Consider the following 15,213-nt stretch of genomic DNA (forward strand, 5'->3'; position numbering starts at 1 on the left):
CCAACGTGGTTGACGGTCACGGACATGCTGGTTGACGCGCTACACGCTTCACCGTCGCCAGGTCCTTCTCGACCGTCTTGCGGCTGGTCGTGGCAGCATTGGCCAGCCGGTTGCGCTCGGCGGTGTATTCCGTGCAGAAGATCGCCACGGCTTCGGGGTCCATCAGGTGATGCTGCAGTGCATCCAGCACCGCCCCCTCCAGTTCCGTCTGCTTGATCACGGCCATGTTGGTGCAGACCGCCTTGCCCTTGTTCCTTGCGGCCGAACAGCCGAAGGCGTCCTTGGAAATCTTCGAGAACCCCGACCCGCAGCAGCCGCATTCCATCAGGCCGGAAAACAGCGTCCGTGGGCGGCGGCGATCCCAGACGGGGATGTCGGTGTCCTTCGACTTCAGCACTCCCTGGCGGGTGCGGACCTTGTCCCACAGATCGTCCCCGATGATGCGCAGGTCCGGCACGTCGGTGATCACCCAGTCGCTCTCGGGGTTCAGGCGCGAGATGCGCTTGCCGGTGCCGGGATCCTTTACATAGCGCAGCCGGTTCCAGATCTGGCGGCCGACATAAAGCTCATTGTTCAGTATCCCGGTGCCGCGTTCGCGATTGCCATGGATGGTCGAGGTGCCCCACGGCCCGCCCTGCGGGCCCGTAATGCCTTCCAGGTTCAGCTGTTCGGCGATCTTCTTCGGGGAAACCCCCTTCGCATAGTTCCGGAAAATCCGGCGCACGATCGCCGCCTCGGCGGGTTCGATCACCCGCTCGCCCCGGATCAGGTCGCCATTGCGGTCCAACGCGCGCACGGCGCGGTAGCCGTAGGTCAAACCGCCCGCGGATTTGCCCGCCAGCGCGCGGCCCTTCAGCCCACGGTGCGTCTTCACCGCCAGATCCTTGAGAAACAGCGCGTTCATCGTGCCCTTCAGCCCGATATGCATCTCCGAGATCGCGCCCTCCGAGACCGTCTCGATCATCACATCGCTGAATTGAAGCGTCTGGTAGATCTGGGCGATGTCGGCTTGGTTCCGGCTCAGCCGGTCCAGGGCTTCCGACACGACGACGTCGAAGCGGCCGCTGCGCCCGTCGCGCAGCAGCTTCTGCATGCCGCTGCGCATCAGGCTCGCGCCCGACATGGCCCGGTCCGAGTAGACCTCGACGACCTGCAGACCCTGCCGCGCCGCATGGTCCCGGCACGAGCGGATCTGATCCTCGATCGAGGCGTCGCGCTGCATGTCGGTCGAAAACCGCGCGTAGATCGCGGCGCGAAGCTGTTCGGTCATCGTTTCACTCCCCGGATGCGTGACAGATGGTCAGGGCTGTTCGCGGTCATGATCCTGCCGCGCGGCCTCGCGCGCAAGCGCCCGGATGAAATCGAGATACCGAGACCGGGCGCCCGTTGCATCGGGCGGGGCAGGGGCCGGACGGCCGGACGGGTAAGCGGCGGCCGGGGCGGGGGCTGCGTCTTGCGCGGCACCCTCCCGGTTCCCGACATGCCTCTTCCGTTCCCGCGCCATTGCGAGTTGCCCCCGACGCACTGCCGGAGACCGGCGGCGGCGTTCTGATTGTTGATCCGCGGCCGGGCTGCAGTGCCTTCGCCGACAGGTTCATCATAGCGCATCAGGCCCATCCTCGTTCGTGTGAATTGCGCAAGGTGTTGTCATGATTGTGGAAAACTCCGCCAAGAATGTGGAAATCTCGTCACGGGAAAATCTTTGCTTGCGGTCTCGAAGCCCTCGCCCGGCACCAGCAGCCGGTCAGGGCGCGTTGAAGCGGCCCGGCGCGCCGCGATGAAATCCGGAAAACATGGAAAACCTGTCGTCCAGCGTGAGTCTTCCTGATCGTCCTCAAGGTCGATCCTCGCCCCACCTCCTGAAAATACAAAACCAGAAATGACCCGGCGGCAGACGGGAAGAAAGGGGAGAAGGAAGAAGGCACCGATCCCTGCCAGAAGGGAAACGAAAAAAGCGGAACGGAGAAGAACAGGAGAGGCGGCCAAAAGATATGGGACGGGGAAGGTTCAAGAAAAGGGTAAGGTAAGTGTAGCGCGTCAACCAGCATGTCAGTCGGCCATGGTGTCTGTCGCTGTACCGGTAAGGCCCTTACAATCACACTGACCGCAATGGCCCCACTGCATCGGGCTCAGTCTCCCCTCCCACACCCAGCTCGAGGCTAGCAGATGCCATCATCCGCATCGCTCAGCTTCAGGCAGAAGGCGTCCACCAGTTGCAGGAACCTCGGCCAGGCGATCCTCCCCCTCGCGGCCTCAGCGCCCACCGTCTTGACCTTCTCGTCGATGCCCAGCGGCTGGCCGAGCCGATAGCAGCCATCGAGGCAGCGGATGACCAGTCCCGGCGTTGTCTCGATCACGATGACCGCGGCGGTCAGGATGGGACGCGGTGCCAGCACCCCGAAGGTCGCCGTGCCATGGATGTGCGGGACATCGTGATCTGCGATAGCACACCAGTCGTCGATGATCGGGAAGACATTGACCAGATCGGGCGACAGGGGTTTGCGGCATTGAATCAAGGCCTGCTCGATCTGGGTCTGCGCCTGCTCTACGGTCTTCTGCATCTGTGGTGCTCCATCTACATCTTCAACGGCCGGATAGTCCGTCTCATCAACAGGCCAGCGGAGAGGCCTGCGGGCCAGCCAGGTCGACATCGGTCTTCAGAGCGGCCAGCAGCCCGCCCAGCCGCGCACCGGAGAGTTCACCCTCCGCCACGAGCGCATCGGCCAGGGCCAGCAGCTCTGCCTGATGCGCGATGATCACCCCGGTCGCGCGCGCCTCTGCCGCCTCGAGACGCGTGCGGACCCGGCCGAGCAGTTCGGGATCGCGAAGCCCCGCCTCCGGCATCCAGACGGGGCCATAGGCGCCCAGGCCGAACTGCGTCTCGATCAGGGTCGCAAGACGCGTCGCCTGGGCAAGGTCGGACTCCTTCGGCCCGCCGGACCCGGCAGAAACCGCCCCGAGCAGCAGGCGTTCCGCCGCCCGCCCGGCCATGTAGACGGTGAGGTGATCATCGAACGCACCCTCGAGGCTCTCGCCATGGTCAAAAGTCTGTTCGGTAAGGCCGCCGCCCTGGGCGAGGCTGACCCGCGTCACCCGGCCCTGGTTCAGCAGGTGTGCCACGACCGCATGAGCTGCCTCATGCACCGCCACGCGCCAGGACACCGCGGGGCTCGGCGCAGGCTGGGGAAGCCGGGCTTCGAGAATGGCAAGATCGAGCGGGCGCCCCGCCACCCGCGCTGCCGACCTGGCGCTGCGGATCAGGGCATCCACCGTGGCCATGCTCTCGCCGATCAGGCGCTGCGACAGGCGGTCGATCTCTGCCCCCGTGAGAGCCGTGCCCAGCCTCTGCTTCAGGACAGCGGCGATGGCCGCGCGGTGCGGCAGCGGAACGGCGACCTTCTGGTCGAGGCGCCCGGGACGCAGGATGGCCGGATCGAGCGCTTCAGGATCGTTGCAGGCGCCGACCAGGATCACCCCGCCCGCCGCGTTCAGCTCATCGATCGCCAGCAGAAAGCCGTTCACCACCTGGCGGTGGTAGGACGAGTTGGAGCTGTTTCCGCCCGATCGCGAGCCGGCGGAATCGATCTCGTCGATGAAGAGGATGCAGGGCGCGAGGCTGGTCGCCTCCGCGAAGCTCGCGTGCATCGCTTTCAGCATGTCGCCGAGATGACCGCAGCGTTGCCATTCAGCAAAGCTCGCGGTGACAAACCGCAGGCCCGGCTCGTTGGCCATCGCGCGGGCGATATGGCTTTTGCCGGTCCCGACCGGGCCATGCAGGAGGAGGGAATGCGGGATCTCGTCCCAGGCAACCCGCCCCTCCCGCCAGGCGTGCAGGTCCGCGACCAACGCGGAGGCCGCCTGGGCGGCCGAGCTGTCCGGCAGGTCTGCAAGCCGGGGGCCTGACGCGCGCGCCGTGCGCGCGGTCAGCGCATCCGCCACGCGCCGGGGATCGCCCTCGCGCAATGCGGCCACCACCATGATATCGGACATCCCCGCCAGCCGGTCATCGGAGGGCAGCCGTGCGACGATGGCCCGGGCACTGGCCTTGACGCGGGACGGGTGCGTCCAGGCAAAGTGAACCGCCCCGGGTTTACCGGAGGGCAAAACTCTCGGAGAATTGCCCGTTATGGAACAGACCTCAAAGAAGAAGACCTCGAAGCCGTATTCACCTGAGTTCCGCGAGCGTGCGGTGCGGCTGGCGATGGAACACCGCGATGATTATCAGAGCGAGGCTGCGGCGCTGACGGCGATTGCAGGTAAATTGGGCTGTTCGACGGACAGCCTTCGCGTCTGGATGCGACAGGTCCAGCGCGATGGTGGCGAACGGCCGGGACCTACCAGCGCTGAGATCGCGCGGATCAAAGAGCTTGAGCGCGAGAACCGGGAACTGCGGCAAGCGAACGAGATTCTGCGCAAAGCTTCAGCGTATTTTGCCCAGGCGGAGCTCGACCGCCCGTTTCGCAAATGACTGCTTTCATTGAGGAAAGCCGAGAGGCATTCGGGGTCGAGCCGATCTGCAGGGCACTGCAGTTTGCCCCTTCCACCTTTTATGACCGGCGGGCGATCATGCGTGATCCTGACCGGGCCTCGGCCCGGGCCAAATCGGATGCCGCCCTGAGCCTCAAGATCGACGCGGCCTGGGATGCCAACCGCAAGCTCTATGGCGCGCGGAAGATCTGGCATGTTTTGCGACGGCAGGGTGAAGACGCCGCCCGCTGCACCGTGGAACGATTGATGCGCCATCTGGGCATCAGGGGCGTGGTCCGTGGCAAGAAGGTCATCACGACCAATCCTGACACGTCTCTGCCTTGCCCGGACGACAAGGTGAACCGGCTGTTCATGGCGGATCGGCCGAACAAGCTGTGGGTTTCAGATTTCACCTATGTGCCCACATGGTCCGGCACCGTCTACGTGGCCTTCGTCATCGACGTCTTTGCACGTCGTATTGTCGGTTGGCGCGTCTCGACATCGATGAAGACCCAGTTTGTGCTCGACGCGCTGGAGCAAGCGATCTGGCAAAGAAAGACGCCGGATAACAAGAGCTTGGTCCACCATTCGGACCGCGGATCACAATACCTGTCGATCAAATACACCGAACGCCTGGCCAAGGCCGAGATCGACCTTTCCGTTGGAACAGTTGGCGATGCCTATGACAACGCCTTGGCTGAATGCGTCATCGGCCTGTTCAAGACAGAGGTCATCAACCAGATCGGCCCCTGGAAATCAATGCGCGAGGTCGAATGGGAAACGCTGAAATGGATCGATTGGTATAACAACCGCCGCCTGCTTGGCCCAATCGGATACATCCCACCCGCAGAAGCAGAGGAGGCGTTCTATGCAAACCTGAACTCACTCGATATGGTCGCGTAGTCATTGAACAAACCACCCTCCGGTAAACCCGGGGCGGTTCACTACAGGCCCGAGAATGTGTTTCGATCCACGCCCCCGTGGGGGGGCGACCCCGGGCTTTTTGGTTTCGACCGCAAGGAATAACCCGTTTCGATCCACGCCCCCGTGGGGGGGCGACCGCGACCCGCCGCCAAGCCAAACAGGCTCGCGTGTGTTTCGATCCACGCCCCCGTGGGGGGGCGACCGTCTTGAACGTGGGCCAGTGCCGCAGGCGCTTCAGGTTTCGATCCACGCCCCCGTGGGGGGGCGACCGTTCATCATCGCATACCCTTGTGGTGCGCCGAGCAGTTTCGATCCACGCCCCCGTGGGGGGGCGACCCACCCGCGCGCTGATGGCTGGCTGACCATTTGGCAGTTTCGATCCACGCCCCCGTGGGGGGGCGACCGCTCCAGCGACGGGCCGCCGACAATCTCCGCGCCGTTTCGATCCACGCCCCCGTGGGGGGGCGACCGGGGGGGGTGGACGGTCTATGACGTAAGGGTCAGAGTTTCGATCCACGCCCCCGTGGGGGGGCGACCGGCGCCTGGTCGCGGCGGACGGGGTCGTCGGGCAGTTTCGATCCACGCCCCCGTGGGGGGGCGACCGGCCGCGCCATGTCCCCCGCCCTGCCAAATCCAAGTTTCGATCCACGCCCCCGTGGGGGGGCGACCGTGACAAGAGCGCGCTGCGGCCTCTGGAGGTGGTGTTTCGATCCACGCCCCCGTGGGGGGGCGACCAGGCCAGCCGGTTGCTGGCGCTGGCGCTGGCGCAGTTTCGATCCACGCCCCCGTGGGGGGGCGACCCCGCGCGGCAACATGTGGCGGGCGATGCAGATGCAGTTTCGATCCACGCCCCCGTGGGGGGGCGACCGCGGTCTCAGTCGCCCCCGGAAGCGCCTTCACCCGTTTCGATCCACGCCCCCGTGGGGGGGCGACCGACCCTGCTCACGCGGCCATTCGACAAACACGTCGTTTCGATCCACGCCCCCGTGGGGGGGCGACCCGGTGGCCGGAAGGGTGCGGTTGCGGGCGGAATGGTTTCGATCCACGCCCCCGTGGGGGGGCGACCAAGTGAACGCCATAACCAAGATCCAACAGGGGATTGTTTCGATCCACGCCCCCGTGGGGGGGCGACCGCGGATCGCCACGGCCATGTCAAACCATGTGCGGGTTTCGATCCACGCCCCCGTGGGGGGGCGACCGCCGTGCAGAACCTGATGAGCCACGATTATGCCATCAAGGTTTCGATCCACGCCCCCGTGGGGGGGCGACCCCCCGCGCACGATCCCCGCCCGCGAGCGGGTCGTGGTTTCGATCCACGCCCCCGTGGGGGGGCGACCCAGCAGTGGGGGCGGGCTGACCGCCCCCATCCTCGTTTCGATCCACGCCCCCGTGGGGGGGCGACCATGTCAGCCGCGCCCTGAAGCCGGTCATCCTGCAGTTTCGATCCACGCCCCCGTGGGGGGGCGACCTCCGCAACGAACGCCAGTTGTTGGGTGTGCGGATTTCGCGGAGAATGGGCGCTGATTTCGCGCGATCGTGGGCACGCGTTTCGCGCCATTCTGGGCAGTCATTTCACGGGATCGTGGGCAGGCTGGCCGACGCTTTCATGGAGTCAGGCTTGAACGATTTGGTCAAGCTTTTTTGTGACGGCGGAGCGCCTGCGCAGGCTTTCACCTGAGAGGGTGAGGCGGTGTGCGTTGTGAACGAGGCGGTCGAGGATGGCATCTGCGAGCGTTGGGTCGCCGATGGCTTCGTGCCACTGGTCAACGGGGAGTTGGCTTGTGACGATGGTGGAAGCGCGGCCGTGGCGGTCTTCGAGGATTTCCAGCAGGTCACGGCGCTCCGGGGCGGTGAGGACGGCGAGGCCCCAATCGTCAATGATCAGCACATCCATGCGGGCGATGGTTTTGAGGATGCGTTCATGGCGGCCATCGCCACGGGCCAGAGCAAGGGCCTCGAACATGCGCGGCGCACGTTGATAGAGGACGGGCCGCCCATCCCGGCACGCCTTGTGGCCAAGGGCGCAGGCGATCCAGCTTTTGCCCAAACCGGTCGGCCCGGTTATCAGCAGGTTCTCGTGCCGGGCGATCCAGCCGCCATCGGCAAGATGCGCCATGACACTGCGGTCAAGACCACGTGGGCTGCGCAGGTCCAGATCCTCGACGCTGGCATCTTGGCGCAGAGCCGCAAACTTGAGCCGGGAGGCCAGTTTCTTGGTGTCGCGCTCTGCAGCCTCGCGGTCGACCAGCAGGCCGAGACGCTCTTCGAACGAGAGGGCGTCGAAGGCGGTTGACCTGCGTTGTTCTTCGAGCGCCGATGCAATGCCGGTCAGGCCGAGCGCCAACAGTCGGTCGTGGGTGGGATGGGTCAGCATTTTAGTCCTTTCTCAATGGTAATAGCTGCCGCCACGAATGTTGGCGTGCTGGAGGGGGGCGACCTCTTCGGAGCCTTCCAGGAAGGCGCGATCGAGGCCGGTCTTGAGGATCGAACGAATGGAGGTGACGGTGCGGGCCCGGATGGTCACACCCCGCTGGCAGGCCGCATCAACGCGCTCCGGCCCATAGGTTTTGACCAAGGCCAGCACACCCAGGCAGGTGCGGAACCCCTGTTCAGGATGGGGGCGGTCAGCCATCACCATCTCGCAAAAGGCGGCGACGGCGGGGCCGGTCTTGGTTGCCTGCGCCAGCATTCTGGCCGGGGTCCATTCGGCAAAGCGACGATGGGCCGATGGCATATGGTCGGCCACGGTGACATGGCTGCGCCGCCCCGGGGTGCGCACGTGGCTCGCAACCCTCTGACCACGATGGAATATCTCGACCGTCTGGCCGCTTGTGCGAACATCGACCTCTTGTTTGATCAGCGCGAAGGGCACGGAATACCATGAGCTGTCGACCTCAACGTGATAGTCGGGTGCCACGCGGGCGCGCTTCCAGCGGGCGAAGACATAAGGTTCGGGCGGTAGGGGCTGAAGATTGGGCCGATCCAAAGTGGCAAACAGATCGGCGCGGCTGGCGCCATAGCCGCGCATCACGCGCATGTTCAACTCGTCCAGCAGCCGCCGGATCGCCACGTTCAACTCGGCCAATGAGAAGAACCGGTGGTTCCGCAGCCGCGCCAGAATCCAGCGTTGTGCCACTTGGACAGCCACTTCCACCTTCGCCTTGTCCCGGGGTTTGCGCGGCCGGGCGGGCAGAACGGCGGTGCCATAATGCGCCGCCATCTCGGCATAGGTCCGGTTCAGCCCCGGATCAAACCGGTCTGCCTTGATCACGGCGGACTTCAGATTGTCCGGAACCACCGCCTTTGGCACGCCGCCCAGAAAGGCGAACATCCGGATATGCGCGAGGATCCAATCTTCCAACCCCTCCGATGCCACCGCCTCGGCATAGGTGTGATTCGATGCCCCCATTGCCGCCACGAACAGCTTCATGGCCCGCGCTTCGCCGGTCGTGGGGTCGATCACGTCGATGGTGTCGCCGGCAAAGTCAACGAACACCTTCTCGCCGCCCACATGTGTCTGGCGCATCGTCGGGCGCACCCGACCCTTCCAAGCCTCGTAATGCGTGCAAAACCAAGTATAGGCAAAACCCCCGGGGTGCGCGGCACGGTATTCTTCCCAGAGCAGCATCCGCGTCACCCCAGGGCGGCGCAACTCGCGGTCAATCTCCGCCCAGTCGGGCACAAGCCGCTCCGCGTCCGGCACCGTGGGCGGGGCTGGAAACAAAAGAAGTTCAAGGCTGTCGTCATCGATCCCCTCCGGCAAGGGCCACGTGAGCCCGGCATGACGCGCCCGTTGGGTGTAGCTTCCGACGCTCCCCTTGCTCAGACCGAGGGAAGCGGCAATGGACCGCTCGCTCAGGCCTTGCCCAAGCTTCAATCGCAAAACATCTCGTATCCGGCGCATGTTCAATCGTCCTGTCGGCATCAAGCCACCCCTTCATTCCTGAAGGCGCAACTATCCTCAATTTGCCGACCAGACCTGCCCGCGATCCCGCGAAATCAGTGCCCAGCTTCACGCGAAATGACTGCCCATGATCCCGTGAAATCGATGCCCACCATCAAGCGAAACACGCATTGGGTGTCCCCGTTTCGATCCACGCCCCCGTGGGGGGGCGACCTGAAATCATCCGGCCCGTGTCGGTTCTTTACCACGTTTCGATCCACGCCCCCGTGGGGGGGCGACCGCCCGCTTTGCCGCGCAGCGGAGCAGGGTGTGGGAGTTTCGATCCACGCCCCCGTGGGGGGGCGACCTGAGGGGATGCTAATTGTCCGGAGGATCAAGATAAAGGTGTGAGGTTCTGCGAACATGAGCATCTGCGCCACATCGTCGACCCGAACCAACGGCTGGATGACTTTTTTTAGTAAACGATTTCAAAGAGCTCGGACCAGTGCGAACCGCCCGCCTGTTGCCGGCACGCTTGTGGTTCGCAAGGGTGAAAAAGTGGCACCAGGCAGGCCTCAGATGATCAGCGGCCCGTTGAGGTCCGTCGCAGGCTTGGCCCCTACATGCTCGACCCGGCGGGTCCAGTTCGCCCCGAGGTAGTAGAATCGCAGGCTGTCATGTGCTGGGTCAATGATCGACTCCAGACGTGCCTTCAGCTTGGCCCATTGCGCGGGGTCGACCTCGATCTCGAACACCGAGAACTGCACGCGCTGGCCATAATCTTCGCAGGCCCGGGCAACCTGGCGCAAGCGTTTCTTGCCGCCAGGCTCCAGGGTTCTCACGTCATAGGTGACCAGAACCAGCAATTTACGTCCAGAACCAGGGCGGATAGGCGTCGATATCGCCACGCAGATGGCGGGCCAGCATCTGCGCCTGCAGATAGGGAACGAGGCCGAAGGGTGCCTTCTCGGCAAGAAAGGGGTGCAAGCGTTCCTCCTTTTTGCGATCTTGCCAGGCAGTCAGCACGAGCTTGCGGGCGTCGTCCGTCAGCAAAACCGCGCCACCTTCCATCTGGCGGAAATCGCTTGCCCGAAGCTGACGGCGGTTGACCAGCGACAGGGCAAGGCGGTCGGCCAGCGGCGCGCGAAGTTCTTCCATCAGGTCGAGCGCGAGACTGGGACGACCGGGACGGTCGCGATGCAAAAATCCCACTGCCGGGTCCAGCCCCACCGCCTCGCAGGCCGAGCGGCAATCATGGGTCAGCAATGTGTAGAGGAAAGACAGGAGCGCGTTCATCGCATCGAGCGGCGGGCGGCGGCTGCGCTGCGTCCAGCGCAGCTCGGCATCGGGAGAGCGGATCAGATGGTCGAAGCCGCCGAAGTAGAGATTGGCCGCCTCGCCCTCTGAGCCACGCATTTCGTCGACAGTGGCGTCTGCCAGTTGAACACGGCGCAGGACAAGTGCCATGCGGTCACTCGCGGCTTCCAGAGCCTCGCGTGCAGCTTGCGGCATCTCGGCACCATAATCACGCAAAGACCGGCGAAGCACCGCCCGCTGATTGGCAATCTTTCCCATGACGATGGAGCGCACGATGTCCTCGGCGCAATCGGCGGCCCGATATTGCGCGCGCCGCAGCAGGACGTTACCTGAAACCGGGCCCTCGATCCGGGCCTGGAATCGACCGACGCGGTCCAGCAGGGCAAAGGTGATCCCGCGTTCCGCACAGATGCCGATGAGTGCCGGCGAGACCAGGATCGGCCCGAAGACCACGACCGAGGCCAGCATGTGCAGGGGCACGCGGGCCTTCTCGGCGCCCTCGACTTCGGCCACCAGGTTCTCGCCGTCTTTCTTGAGTGCGGCACCTTCGGTAGTGACATAGACGGTGTTCAGCAGCTTTTTCACGGAGACTCCAGCACCTTGGCCAGCATCTTGTCGCGCCATTGCCGCACGGGACGGGCGACCGTATCGGGGCGACACAGCTCAATCAGCGAGCAGGCACGGCAGCGTGCCCGGTGCGGGGTCGGCGCCGGGGTCCGTCGACCTGCCAGCACTGCGGCAAGATCGGCCACCGTCGCCTCGGTCAGTTCGCGCAGGGGGGCGTCAAAAGGCACGGTGACCCGGCGCTTGGTCTGGGCATAGAACAGCGCGCCCGCAGGCACGGGCTGGCCGGTCATCTCTTCAAGACATAGTGCCTGCGCGCAAAGCTGCACCTCATCGGCCCGGTGCAGCTTGGGCTTGCCGCGCTTGTATTCGACGGGGAAGGGGACATCGCCGTGAAACTCCACCAGATCGGCGATGCCACTCAGGTTCAGCCGGGCCGAGGCCAGCGGCAGCGACATCACCTGCCGCACGCCGCGTGCCTTGCGGCTGCCACCCTTGTCGGCCACGGCATGCAGCACATCGCCCTCGGCTGTAAACCGGTTCTCAGCCCAGAGACGTTCAAGATGGATCAGCGCCGCCTGGCGGAGACAATAAACCGCATGCTGCACCGCCGAGAGGGGCATGGGCTCCCCATCGACGGGCAGGACGGCCATGGTCAGACCAGCTCGAGGATTTCGATATCCGCCGGAAGGCCCTCGCGGTCGATATCGATCATATAATCGCTGAACTTGCGGGCCGGACGCAGGTTGCCAAGGCCCCGGTCATCGACAGCACGAAATTCGCCATCGACATTGCGGCCGATCTTCACCCGATCGAACAGCACATGTGCGGGCGCATTGCCAAGCGCGCTTTCATGGCGGAAGGCGATCAGCTTGCGGGTCGTCATCTCGCCCCGCGCCGCAGATCGGTCATGCTCGAACATGCTCCCCAGTGCTTCGAACAGCAGACCGAGGTCAGTCTCGGAAAAGCCGGTGCGCTCGGCGAACTTGGCCGAGATAAAGCCATGCGCGACATAGAGACCGTAAGGCACGATATGCTTGCGCCCCATCGTGCGGTTGTCTGTGCGGGTGTCGCTTTCTTCTGCCCCCTCGGTGCGTTTCTTCTGCTCGGCCTCGTTGGTCGCTGCCATCCGGGTGATCGAAATTTCCACCGGCAGGATCGGCTCTACCGAGTTCGCAAAGGTCATCTGAACCGGGCCCTTCACCTGACCGCAGTTGATGCCGGTGGACATCACGGCACCAAAGGTGCGCACGTCGAAGAAGTTAGCGCACATCCAGTCGCGCAGCGCCGTCGCCTCAGCATCATCCTTGGGGTTCAGCTTGGCCTCCTTCTTGCCAAGGTTATCTCCCCGCAGGGCGACATAGGCCTGACGGTGCTTTTCATTCAGGATCGACCCTTCCTGCACATAGATGTGGTGCCCGGCCTCGCCAGTGCGGGCCAGTTCTACATAATTGCGGATCTTGCGCTTGAGGCTTACATCACTGACGAGCCCATGGTTCGTCTCGGGGTCTAGCCGCGGCAGGTTGCCCGCATCGGGGTCGCCGTTGGGATTGCCATTGGTCACGTCGAAGATCAGCACGAAGTCATGGCGGCGGGACAGCGTTGTCATTTCACGGGCTCCTCGGAGGTCTTGTCATCGTGCTTGCGGAAGAAGTCGCTGCGCTGGTGGTAATAACCGATGCCAAAAAGCGCCTGTTCGCTGGCATTCAGCGAGGCTGGAATCGGATCATTCCCAGGATCCATCAGGTCAGTGATCGAGGTCAGCAGCTTTTCCAGATTGACCGCGCGACCTGGTGACTGCTTGCGCAGCTTGGAAAAATGGTTCTGTGATCCCGCATCCAGGGTGCGGAACACCTTTTGCGGCGTCGCCGAGGCCGCGCCGTAAAACTTGTCCTTGATGGTGGCATTCACGTTGCCGCCAAGCGCGCCGCGCTGGACTTCCTCGTAGACGGCGAACAGCCGCCCGAGCATGTAGCCCTTGTTGGTATTGGCCGGATCGAGTGCCACTGGGGCCTCCCTGGACTTGAAATTGCGGATCAGAACAGACTTCAGAATGGCAGCACGCAGGGCGTTCACCTCTCCATCCGCACGGATGCGCATCAGAGTGGTGGACAGAAGTGTCAGCGGATAGGGTGCGCCGGTGAGTATCGCGCGCGTCCATTCCCCTGCGATCAGCGGCGGCACATTCTCGCGTTTGCCCTGCGAGGCCAGTTCAACCAGATAACGCCACAGCGGCGGCCATCCGTCACGCGGCGGGGGCAGCAAGGCGGTGTCGCAAAGGTATCGTTGATAGTTCGCCGTCAGCGTGCCGAAATCGCCGGTCCAGAAGAAGCGGACTGAGACCCGCGCAGCATTGGGCGCAAGGCCCAGAACGTAGAACCGCACACCTTGCGAGAGTTCGGGCGCAATCTCGGACAGCCGCACGCCTTTGCGGATCTGCGCCAGTTTGCTGCCGATCTTCCCGGCAGCAAGCTTGTCTTCGCTGGCCGGGTCGAGAAAGGCGGCGAACAGGTGCTCGGCCTCGGCCGCCTCCTCTTCTGCGGCATCCGCCCAGAAGACCGTCGAGGCATCACCAATCTGGATGCGGTGCGCCTTGTCGGCCAGAAAGCCGTTCAGTGCGCTGGTATAGGCAAAGGCGGCGGCCTCGGACACAGGGGCATTGTCGCCCTGTTCGTGGCCATAGGAGGCGAAGGCGTCTAGGTTAAAGGAGATCAGGCTGGCCCCCGAAGACTGGGCCCCCCAGACGCCTTTTATCGACGGATGCAGCCGGGCTATCGGGCCGGGCTCTCCGGTCACGAGACAGATCTGCGTTGCAGAGGCCCCCTCCGCCCCCAGCCGTTGCCAGAGTTCCTTGGCGGCGGAGCGGTCGTGCAGATAATCGAACGTGCCGGTCAGCCGGAAGACCAGGTTCTGATCACGCAGATCATCGGGCCAGAGCGGCGCAGCGAAGGCTTCGGCCTGCCAGCTTTCGATGAAGCGCCGCAACGCAACAAGGCCGTCGTCCGTAGCCCCGGCCAGCCATTCAAGATGTCTCTCGCGGAACTTCGCGTGCTCTGCGGCGGTGCGCTTACCCTCTCCGGCAGTGACGCCCAGCACATAGGCTGTCTTGTCCCAAAGGAAGTTCGGCGCGATGCCGACAGTGCGTTTGACTGCCTGCGGCACCAGCAGCAGCTTGGGACTGCGTTTCTTGTCAGTAGCACGCAGGTCGGTGATTTCACAGACCGACCCATCAGCATCGAGCGCCACGCAAAAGCCGATCTTCTCAGGCGAATAGCCATAGGGTGGGGCGGCGGGCAGCCGGTCATAAGCGCGGACCAGCGACGCGAGCAGGCTCATCGCTTCACCTCGGGACTGCCCGGTTGCGGCACCTCCATCATGCCATCGCTCAAGCTGGCGCGGAACAGCAGCGAAGGCCGACCGGGTGCGGCGTGGTCGATGTCCCACAGCATGAAGCCCAGATCGCGCGGGCTGCCGAAGCCAAGGTCGGCAGTTTCTGCGGCGGGGTTGCGGGTCGGCAGCGGCGCGCCGGGCGCGATCAGGGCGAAATGTGCCGCGAATTCGCGGGTGCCGAGGCAGGGCTGGTGAAAACACTGCCCCTTCGCGGCGCGGCGGTTGAAGATGTCCAGATGCTTGCCTTCGCTCTCGGATGCCTCGGCCCGCGCGGTCAGCTCGAAATGCGCCTCGATCACATAGGCGGGGGCGACCAGAACGGTAGAGGCGCGCTGCTGGCGATCTTCATCGACCAGCAGTTGAACGCCCTCGAGATCACCGCGATTCATCGCCCGCTTGATCGTGCCCGCAGGTGCCTTGTGCCCCACCTCGTTCCGACGGATCGACTGGAAGCGGATCGGTTCAAGCACATGGATGCGGTCGATCACCCAGCGGATTGACGGTTTCCAGTGAATCGCCTCAAGGATGCCCCGTGCCGCCGAAGGCGTCATGACATCGTAAGTGAGGCGTTCGACCTTCAACTCGGGACGGGTGAACAGGCCGTGTTGGCCCCAGACGTGCAGACGAATGCCAAATGCCATGAACCGTCCCTGTTTTGTGATAGACTA

12 protein-coding genes, 1 CRISPR repeat array and 1 other annotated feature are annotated in these 15,213 nt (G+C 64.3%); of the genes, 1 reads left to right on the forward strand and 11 read right to left on the reverse strand.

Annotated elements, in window-relative coordinates:
• Positions 1-16: 16 nt before the first annotated feature.
• The 3 genes from RNZ50_09455 to RNZ50_09465 all read right to left on the reverse strand — a co-directional run bounded on the left by RNZ50_09455 (position 17) and on the right by RNZ50_09465 (position 3,990).
• Positions 17-1,270 carry a recombinase family protein gene (locus RNZ50_09455; GenBank protein ID MDT8855235.1) on the reverse strand — a complete coding sequence of 418 codons (1,254 nt, stop codon included), beginning with the start codon at positions 1,268-1,270 and terminating at the stop codon, positions 17-19.
• Between the two features lie 889 nt (positions 1,271-2,159).
• Positions 2,160-2,651 (reverse strand): hypothetical protein, encoded by a 492-nt coding sequence (locus tag RNZ50_09460; GenBank protein ID MDT8855236.1) that lies wholly within the window; start codon positions 2,649-2,651, stop codon positions 2,160-2,162.
• Complete coding sequence (locus tag RNZ50_09465; protein ID MDT8855237.1) at positions 2,608-3,990, reverse strand: AAA family ATPase; 1,383 nt, start codon at positions 3,988-3,990, stop codon at positions 2,608-2,610. Before RNZ50_09465 ends, RNZ50_09460 begins: the two co-directional genes overlap by 44 nt.
• Before the next feature lie 136 nt (positions 3,991-4,126).
• Between RNZ50_09465 and RNZ50_09470 the strand changes: the two genes are divergently transcribed.
• A protein-coding gene (locus tag RNZ50_09470; GenBank protein MDT8855238.1) for an IS3 family transposase occupies positions 4,127-5,370 on the forward strand; the annotation gives its coding sequence in 2 pieces (ribosomal slippage) (positions 4,127-4,430 and positions 4,430-5,370; 1,245 coding nt in all).
• Positions 4,423-4,539, forward strand: a sequence feature (AL1L pseudoknot). (Overlaps the previous gene by 117 nt.)
• A 59-nt stretch (positions 5,371-5,429) precedes the next feature.
• A CRISPR array of direct repeats spans positions 5,430-6,860; the repeat unit is 32 nt; unit sequence GTTTCGATCCACGCCCCCGTGGGGGGGCGACC.
• 143 nt (positions 6,861-7,003) lie between these two features.
• Here RNZ50_09470 and istB read toward each other — a convergent pair.
• The 8 genes from istB to cas5c form a co-directional block, all read right to left on the reverse strand.
• On the reverse strand, positions 7,004-7,765 hold the full coding sequence (gene istB / locus RNZ50_09475; protein ID MDT8855239.1) for an IS21-like element helper ATPase IstB: 762 nt from the start codon (positions 7,763-7,765) through the stop codon (positions 7,004-7,006).
• A gap of 12 nt (positions 7,766-7,777) precedes the next feature.
• Positions 7,778-9,316 (reverse strand): IS21 family transposase, encoded by a 1,539-nt coding sequence (istA, locus tag RNZ50_09480; GenBank protein ID MDT8855240.1) that lies wholly within the window; start codon positions 9,314-9,316, stop codon positions 7,778-7,780.
• Positions 9,317-9,849: 533 nt separating this feature from the next.
• Entirely contained in the window at positions 9,850-10,140 is a 291-nt protein-coding gene (cas2, locus tag RNZ50_09485) for a CRISPR-associated endonuclease Cas2 (GenBank protein ID MDT8855241.1), read from the reverse strand.
• A 1-nt stretch (position 10,141) separates the two neighbouring features.
• Positions 10,142-11,176: a type I-C CRISPR-associated endonuclease Cas1c gene (cas1c, locus tag RNZ50_09490; GenBank protein ID MDT8855242.1), complete on the reverse strand. Its 1,035-nt coding sequence runs from the start codon at positions 11,174-11,176 to the stop codon at positions 10,142-10,144.
• Complete coding sequence (cas4, locus tag RNZ50_09495) at positions 11,173-11,778, reverse strand: CRISPR-associated protein Cas4 (GenBank protein MDT8855243.1); 606 nt, start codon at positions 11,776-11,778, stop codon at positions 11,173-11,175. The genes cas1c and cas4 overlap by 4 nt, the downstream gene beginning before the upstream one ends.
• Before the next feature lie 32 nt (positions 11,779-11,810).
• Positions 11,811-12,764: a type I-C CRISPR-associated protein Cas7/Csd2 gene (cas7c, locus tag RNZ50_09500; GenBank protein ID MDT8855244.1), complete on the reverse strand. Its 954-nt coding sequence runs from the start codon at positions 12,762-12,764 to the stop codon at positions 11,811-11,813.
• Complete coding sequence (gene cas8c, locus RNZ50_09505) at positions 12,761-14,491, reverse strand: type I-C CRISPR-associated protein Cas8c/Csd1 (GenBank protein ID MDT8855245.1); 1,731 nt, start codon at positions 14,489-14,491, stop codon at positions 12,761-12,763. Before cas8c ends, cas7c begins: the two co-directional genes overlap by 4 nt.
• Complete coding sequence (gene cas5c / locus RNZ50_09510; GenBank protein ID MDT8855246.1) at positions 14,488-15,186, reverse strand: type I-C CRISPR-associated protein Cas5c; 699 nt, start codon at positions 15,184-15,186, stop codon at positions 14,488-14,490. Before cas5c ends, cas8c begins: the two co-directional genes overlap by 4 nt.
• Positions 15,187-15,213: the final 27 nt, after the last annotated feature.

The sequence above is a fragment of the Paracoccaceae bacterium Fryx2 genome, assembly GCA_032334235.1.
In the GTDB taxonomy this organism is placed as follows: Bacteria; Pseudomonadota; Alphaproteobacteria; order Rhodobacterales; family Rhodobacteraceae; genus JAVSGI01.

Excerpts from the sequence above, each read along its gene's own strand:
- RNZ50_09460 (MDT8855236.1), bottom strand. The coding sequence starts at position 2,651 with ATGTCGACCTGGCTGGCCCGCAGGCCTCTCCGCTGGCCTGTTGATGAG.
- RNZ50_09465 (MDT8855237.1), bottom strand. The coding sequence starts at position 3,990 with ATGTCCGATATCATGGTGGTGGCCGCATTGCGCGAGGGCGATCCCCGG.
- cas4 (MDT8855243.1), bottom strand. The coding sequence starts at position 11,778 with ATGCCCCTCTCGGCGGTGCAGCATGCGGTTTATTGTCTCCGCCAGGCG.
- istA (MDT8855240.1), bottom strand. The coding sequence starts at position 9,316 with ATGCCGACAGGACGATTGAACATGCGCCGGATACGAGATGTTTTGCGA.
- cas7c (MDT8855244.1), bottom strand. The coding sequence starts at position 12,764 with ATGACAACGCTGTCCCGCCGCCATGACTTCGTGCTGATCTTCGACGTG.
- cas5c (MDT8855246.1), bottom strand. The coding sequence starts at position 15,186 with ATGGCATTTGGCATTCGTCTGCACGTCTGGGGCCAACACGGCCTGTTC.
- istB (MDT8855239.1), bottom strand. The coding sequence starts at position 7,765 with ATGCTGACCCATCCCACCCACGACCGACTGTTGGCGCTCGGCCTGACC.
- RNZ50_09455 (MDT8855235.1), bottom strand. The coding sequence starts at position 1,270 with ATGACCGAACAGCTTCGCGCCGCGATCTACGCGCGGTTTTCGACCGAC.
- cas8c (MDT8855245.1), bottom strand. The coding sequence starts at position 14,491 with ATGAGCCTGCTCGCGTCGCTGGTCCGCGCTTATGACCGGCTGCCCGCC.